Below are 6,066 nucleotides of genomic sequence, written 5' to 3' on the forward strand. Positions count from 1 at the left end.
TGGTCACCTCATGGCGAGGCCCAGACAGGACCGCGCGGTGAGGACCCGCGCGGCCATCATTCACGCGGCCGCGGAGGTCTTCGACGAGTTCGGGTTCAGTGGCGCCAGCGTCAGCAAGATCATCAAACGGGCGGACGCCACCCAGGGCGCGATGTACTTCCACTTCAAGTCCAAGGAGGACCTCGCCCGGGCGGTGATGAACGAGCAGGGCGAGGGCATCGTGATGCCCGAGGGCGAGGACGGCCTCCAGCACCTGATCGACATCACCCTCCACCTGGCGACCGAGCTCCAGACCAATGTGCTGCTGCGCGCCGGCGTCCGGCTCGCCGTCGAGCAGGGCGAGTTCGGCGTCCGGGACGACACCGCCTACCAGGACTGGGCCGCCCGCTTCCACGAGCAGCTGGTCGCCGCCCGGGGCCGGGACGAGCTCCTGCCCGAGGTGGACGAACGGGAGCTGGCCTGGGTCCTGGTGAGCTGCTACACCGGCACCCAGCTCTTCTCCCAGGTCTCCACCAACCGCGCCGACCTGCCCGAACGCGTGGCCCTGCTGTGGCGCTACCTGCTGCCCGGCGTCGCCACGCCGGAGGCCCGCGCGCGGCTGGTCACCTGTCCCGGCCCGGCCGGGACGGACGGCCGGTGAACGGGCCGGCGGTGAAGGGACCGTCGGCGAGCGGGCCGCTGGTCGTCCTGACCGGCGCCACGGGGTTCATAGGCTCCGCAGCGCTGCGCGAACTCGGCCGCAGGGGCGTGCGCGTACGGGCGCTGACGCGCCGCCCCCGCCGGAACGCGGACCCGCTCGTCGAGTGGTTCCCCGGCGACCTGGCCGGCGACCTGACCGGCCCCGGCTCGCTGCGGGGGCTGTGCGAGGGGGCCGACGCCCTCCTCCACCTGGCCTCCTGCGTCTCCTCGGACGAGAGCCTGTGCGAGGCGGTCAACCACCGGGGCGCCGTCGCGCTGGCCGCCGAGGCCCGCCGGGCGGCGGTGCCCCGCGTCGTCGCCCTGTCGACCGCGGCCGTCTACGGCCCCGGGCCGCACACCGGCCCGGACGTCGACGCGATCCGGCCCGCGCCCACGTCGCCCGCGAGCCGCACCCGGCTGGCGGGCGAGGCCCCGATGCTGGAGAGCGGGGCCGTGGTCCTGCGCCCGGGGCTGGTGCTGGGCGCGGGCGACCGCTGGGTGGTGCCGGCCCTGGCCGAGCTGCTGCGCCGGGTTCCGGCGCGCTGGGACGGCGGGCGCGGCCTGCTGTCGGCCGTGGACGTCACCGATCTGGCGCGGCTCGTCGCGGAGCTGGCGTGCGGCCCGCGCGCCGTGCCGACGGGGGTCCACCACGCCAGCCACCCGGTGCCGGTGCGCAACGGCGACCTGATGGACGCGCTCGCCGGGCTCGGCGTCCTGCCGAGCGCCGGGGCCGACTGGCCGTGGGAGCGCTGCCTCGCGAGCCTGCGCGACAACCCGGGGCGGATGAGCGAGCGTCAGTTCGCCCTGCTCGCCCGCGACCACTGGTACGCGAGCGCGGAGGTGTGGCGGGCGGCGGACTGCCCGCCGGGTCCGGGCGTCCTCGCCCGGCTGGCGGAGGCGGCGCCCTGGTACCGGCGGCACCTGACGCCTACGGTGTAAGCGGCTCCAGCACCGTAGGCCGACCATCCGCCGGTGCGTCGTGGCTGGTCGCGCCCACGCGGCGGTAGCCGCATATCGACACTGCCCCGCGCCCCTTCGGGGCGCCCTCAGCCCCGCACCGGGAGGAGCACCAGGTCCCAGATCCGGGCGAGCTGCCCGCCGACGTCCACCGCCGGGCGCCCGGCGTCGGTGGCGGAGGCGCGGATCTGCGCCTCCGCGCCCACGATCAGATGGCTCACCAGGTCGGCGACCACCTCGGGGCGCGCCACGGGGGGCAGCACACCGGCCGACCGGGCGTGCTCGATCAGCCCGTGGGCGGCCGGCAGCCACGCGGAGGTCCAGGACCGGCCCCCGGCGCGCTCACGGGTGAGCCGGGCCGCCGAGCGGACCAGCGGCTCCTCCTCCATCAGCGCGGCGAGCGCCAGGGTGAGCGCCACCAGGCCGTCCACCGGGTCGCCGGAGGGCGCCAGCGCCTCGCGCACCCGGGCCTCCGTCAGGAGCCACCCCTCGTCCTGCACGGCGTCGGCGAGTTCGCCCTTGGTGGCGAAGTGGAAGGTCAGCGCCCCCATGGACATCTCGGCCGCCGCGCGGATCTGGGACAGGGACGTGCCCTCGTAGCCGTTGCGGTCGAAGGCGCGGGCCGCGGCCCGGACGAGCGCCGAACGGGTCCGTACGGCGCGCTCCTGCATGGCCATGCTCCCTCCAGACATTCGCTGTCATCGGCCATGGGACCGCGCCTTTGCGGAACGACGGCTTCAACTTGCCGGTGGGCGACCGGCGTTCAACCACCTTACGACCAGTGATCGGCAGCTCCGGCACTCGCTCGAGGTTTCCAAGGTCACACACCCCAGGGTTTTGAAAACAAAGCGATCGTTCTCTATTCTTTCGCTCGCGGCCGGGGAGTGCCGTCCGCGTCAGAAGGGACCGTGCGATGGCTGTGCACCATTCGACCCGCCCGTTCACCCCGGGCACCGCTCCACTCGTGTCCTTCGCCGAAGAGGTCTTCGGCTATCTGCCCCGCGCCGACCAGCGGCGCTGGGCCCACGCCTATCTGGAGGGCCTGCTCTCCACCCCGGGCAAGAAGACGGTCCGCCGCCTGGCGGCCGCCGTCTCGGCCTCGCCCACCGCCTCGCAGTCGCTGCACCAGTTCGTCAACGCCAGCCCGTGGGACTGGGGACCGGCCATGCGCTCGCTCGCGCACTGGACCCTGCCGCGGGCCGCCCCCCGGGCCTGGACCATCGGCACGGTGGTCGTCCCCAAGCGGGGCGAGAGCTCGGTGGGCGTCCACCGCCGCTTCGACCCGGCCTCGGGCCGCACCGTCAACTGCCAGGTGGGTGTGGGGATCTTCCTGTCCACCGAGGACGGGCCGGTGCCGCTCGGCTGGCGGATCCTGCTGCCCTCCCGCTGGACCGACGACGACGCCCTGCGCGAGCGGGCCCGCATACCGGAGTCCAGCGTGGGCGACCGGCCCGCCTCGGCGCAGGTGCTCGACCTGGTCCACACGCTCCACTCCCGGACCACCGCCATGCCGCTGCCCGTGGTCGCCGACATGAGCTCCTGCGCGGAGGCGGCCTCGCTGATCCGCGGACTCGACCGCGCCGGCTGCGACTTCGTCGTCGCCGTGCCCTCGGCCCTGGCCGTGCTCCCCGGCGGCCGCTCGCGCGGCGAGGGCCAGGGCGGGCCGGTCCCGGTGCGGCGGCTGGTCCACCAGGGCGACGGCCTCGGCGAGTTCCCCGCCCTGCTGGGCGCCCCCGGCACCGTCCCGGCCGGGCAGCCGCGCCGGCTCCTCAACACCCTGGTGCGGCTGCCGGAGCGGCCCGGCGACCGGACGGGCACGACGCCCCCGGTCCACCGGGCGTTCGCCCGCCGGGTCCCCGGCCGGCAGGCCGACGAACCCGTGTGGATCACCAACCTCACCCGGCACTCCGCCGAGGAGCTCATCGCCCTCACCGGGCACCACACCCGGACGGCCGGCGCCCTGCGGACCCTGGAGGACGACTTCGGGCTGCGGGACTTCGAGGGCCGCTCCTTCCCCGGCTGGCACCACCACATGACGCTGGTCTCCGCCGCCTTCGCCTACAGCCGGCTGGCCGGCTCGGCCGCCGAACGCGCGGACCGGCCGCTGGCCGTCGCCCGCTCGGCCTGACCCGCCGCACGGCCCCGGCCGGCGGCCGCCCGGAACCGGCCGCGCCCCGCCGCGCCCGCCCGCTCAGCGGACGTCGAGCCCCTCCAGGAACCACTCCTCCAGCGCCCGGATCCGCGCCTCGCACTCCGCGCGGTCCGCGCCCGCCACCACAAAGGCGGCCAGGAAGTCCCCGGAGTGCCAGGCCTCCTCCATCCGGTCCCCCGGCGCCGCGAAGTACTGGTGCTTGACCACCCCTTCGGGCATCCCCGCCGGATCGGGCATCCGGTGGACCGTGCCGGGCCGCCGCGTGAAGAGCAGCTGACCGCCGATGCGCTCCGGCTTCCCGCCACCCTCGTACCCGAACGGAAGCCCCAGCTGGCGGCGGACGGGCGGCTCGGCGGGGTCGAAGCCGAACATCGCGCGGTGGACGTCCCGGACGCCCGCGCCGCCCGCGCGGCAGGCGGCCTCGCACAGCACCAGCTCGTCCTCCGGGGTGTGGAACACCTCGATGTGGAAGGCGAAGTGGTCGCTGCCGCCGAACTGCTCCAGCAGCCGCTCGCCGAAGGCGGTCAGCCGGTGGCGCAGCGGGTCGCCGGCGTCCAGGGCGATGTCCATGCGCCCCTCGCGCTGGGTGTAGTCGGCCAGGACGTAGGTGTAGCGCGAGGGCCACATGGTGACGACGCGCCCGTCGAGGACCACGCCGTCGATGTGGCACATCCCGCCCTCGACGAACGCCTCCACCAGCCAGGTGGGCTCCTCGCCCGGTGCCGCGAGGTGGTCCCCCGCGAGCCAGCCGGCCACCTCGTCCTCCGTGCGCAGCACGGCCAGGTCGATGGAGCCGGCGCCGCGCCGGGGCTTGACCACCACGGGCAGGCCGTGGGCGGCGGCGAAGTCCGTGAGGTCCCGGGGCGCGGTCAGGAGCGCGTGGGCGGCGACGGGGATGCCGGCGCGGACGGCGGCGCGCTTCATCTCCCACTTGTCGCGGTAGGGCACGACCTCCTCGGGGCGCGGGCCGGGCAGGCCGTAGCGCACGCGCAGGTGGGCGGCGCGCTCCAGGTCGTTCTCCTGGCAGGCGACGATGTCGGTCACGCCGTACCGCTCGATGAGCTCGGCGGCCCGCTCGGCGACGCGGGGGCTGGTGTCGTAGCCGGGCAGGGCCTCGGCGTGGGTGAAGGGCGCGGCGGACGGCAGTTCCTCGCCGTGCACGGCGAGTTGTTCACCGGAGGCGAGGACGACGACGTCCCCGTCGTAACCCTCCAGCCAGTGCTCGTAGGGGTTGGCGCGGAACGATCCGCGGTGGAGGACCAGGGCGGTCATACGGTCACCTCGTGATGGGCGGTGCGGGGGCTTTCAGGACTCGTTCCAGAGGCTGACGTAGCGCTCGCCGGTGTCGGGCAGCACGGTGACGATGGTCTTCCCCGCGTACTTGGGGAGCCGGGCCAGCCGGGCGGCGGCGTGCACGGCGGCGCCGGAGGAGACGCCGACGAAGAGGCCCTGCCGTATCGCCAGCGCCCGCGCGGCGGCCAGGGCGTCGTCGTCGCCGCAGGTCAGCACGTGGTCGATGAGCGACTCGTCGGTGGTCGGGGCGACGAAGCCGCCGTTGAGGCCGGGGATGCGGTGCTGGCCGCCGAAGCCCCGGGACAGGACCGGCGAGCCCTCCGGCTCCACGGCGACGACCTCGATCGCGGGGTTGCGCTCCTTGAGGTAGCGGGCGCAGCCGGTGATGGTGCCGCCGGTGCCGACGCCGGCGATCAGCACGTCCACCTTCCCGGCGGTGTCGGCCCAGATCTCCGGGCCGGTGGTCTCGTAGTGGGCCAGGACGTTGTCGTCGTTCTCGTGCTGGCGGGAGTACCAGCAGCCGGGGGTGCGCTCGTGGATCTCCTCGGCCTTGGCGATGGCGCCGGGGAAGCCGTCCTCGCTGGGCGTCTGCACGACCTCGGCGCCCAGCGCCCGCAGCAGGCCCACGCGTTCGGGGGTGGCGCTGTCGGGCAGGACGACGACGCAGCGGTAGCCGCGGGCGGCGGCGAGGGCGGCCAGCGCGATGCCGGTGTTGCCGGAGGTGGACTCCAGGACCGTGCCGCCCGGGACGAGGTCGCCGCGCTCCTCGGCACCGAGGATCATGCGCAGCGCGGGCCGGTCCTTGCTGCTGGAGAAGGGGTTGGCGGACTCCAGCTTGGCGAGGACCTCGACGGACGGGTCCGCGCCCTCCGGGTACAGCCGGACCAGGGGGGTGCCCCCGATGAGGTCCTCCAGGCCGTCGGCGATGCGGCGGGTGCCGGTCGTCGCGGGGCCCTGGTGTGCGGTGGCGGCAGCGGCCATGGGTC

Annotated in this window: 6 protein-coding genes; 3 read left to right on the forward strand and 3 right to left on the reverse strand. The window is 75.2% G+C overall.

The genetic code is table 11. The features are described from left to right. The first annotated feature begins 10 nt into the window (after positions 1 to 10). Both K6I33_RS08200 and K6I33_RS08205 read left to right on the forward strand, forming a co-directional pair. On the forward strand, positions 11 to 640 hold the full coding sequence (locus tag K6I33_RS08200; protein ID WP_229349332.1) for a ScbR family autoregulator-binding transcription factor: 630 nt from the start codon (positions 11 to 13) through the stop codon (positions 638 to 640). Next, complete coding sequence (locus tag K6I33_RS08205) at positions 637 to 1,617, forward strand: NAD(P)-dependent oxidoreductase (protein ID WP_229349334.1); 981 nt, start codon at positions 637 to 639, stop codon at positions 1,615 to 1,617. The genes K6I33_RS08200 and K6I33_RS08205 overlap by 4 nt, the downstream gene beginning before the upstream one ends. A 107-nt stretch (positions 1,618 to 1,724) precedes the next feature. On the opposite strand, the gene K6I33_RS08210 is transcribed toward K6I33_RS08205, so the two are convergent. Continuing rightward, entirely contained in the window at positions 1,725 to 2,312 is a 588-nt protein-coding gene (locus K6I33_RS08210; RefSeq protein WP_229349336.1) for a TetR family transcriptional regulator, read from the reverse strand. A gap of 236 nt (positions 2,313 to 2,548) precedes the next feature. Here K6I33_RS08210 and K6I33_RS08215 point away from each other — a divergent pair, with 236 nt between their 5' ends. After that, positions 2,549 to 3,763, forward strand: coding sequence for a transposase (locus K6I33_RS08215; protein WP_229349338.1), 1,215 nt, complete (start codon positions 2,549 to 2,551; stop codon positions 3,761 to 3,763). Between the two features lie 63 nt (positions 3,764 to 3,826). On the opposite strand, the gene K6I33_RS08220 is transcribed toward K6I33_RS08215, so the two are convergent. Together K6I33_RS08220 and K6I33_RS08225 are read right to left on the reverse strand one after the other, a co-directional pair. Continuing rightward, positions 3,827 to 5,059 carry a NikS protein gene (locus tag K6I33_RS08220; protein WP_229349340.1) on the reverse strand — a complete coding sequence of 411 codons (1,233 nt, stop codon included), beginning with the start codon at positions 5,057 to 5,059 and terminating at the stop codon, positions 3,827 to 3,829. Between the two features lie 33 nt (positions 5,060 to 5,092). Further along, complete coding sequence (locus K6I33_RS08225; RefSeq protein ID WP_229349346.1) at positions 5,093 to 6,061, reverse strand: PLP-dependent cysteine synthase family protein; 969 nt, start codon at positions 6,059 to 6,061, stop codon at positions 5,093 to 5,095. Between the last annotated feature and the right edge of the window lie 5 nt (positions 6,062 to 6,066).

Source organism: Streptomyces sp. UNOB3_S3 (genome assembly GCF_020740895.1).
Lineage (GTDB): Bacteria > Actinomycetota > Actinomycetes > Streptomycetales > Streptomycetaceae > Streptomyces.

What these genes read in the sequence shown, in the direction of transcription:
- K6I33_RS08200 (WP_229349332.1), top strand. Translation starts at nt 11, where the DNA reads ATGGCGAGGCCCAGACAGGACCGCGCGGTGAGGACCCGCGCGGCCATC.
- K6I33_RS08210 (WP_229349336.1), bottom strand. Translation starts at nt 2,312, where the DNA reads ATGGCCATGCAGGAGCGCGCCGTACGGACCCGTTCGGCGCTCGTCCGG.
- K6I33_RS08215 (WP_229349338.1), top strand. Translation starts at nt 2,549, where the DNA reads ATGGCTGTGCACCATTCGACCCGCCCGTTCACCCCGGGCACCGCTCCA.
- K6I33_RS08220 (WP_229349340.1), bottom strand. Translation starts at nt 5,059, where the DNA reads ATGACCGCCCTGGTCCTCCACCGCGGATCGTTCCGCGCCAACCCCTAC.
- K6I33_RS08225 (WP_229349346.1), bottom strand. Translation starts at nt 6,061, where the DNA reads ATGGCCGCTGCCGCCACCGCACACCAGGGCCCCGCGACGACCGGCACC.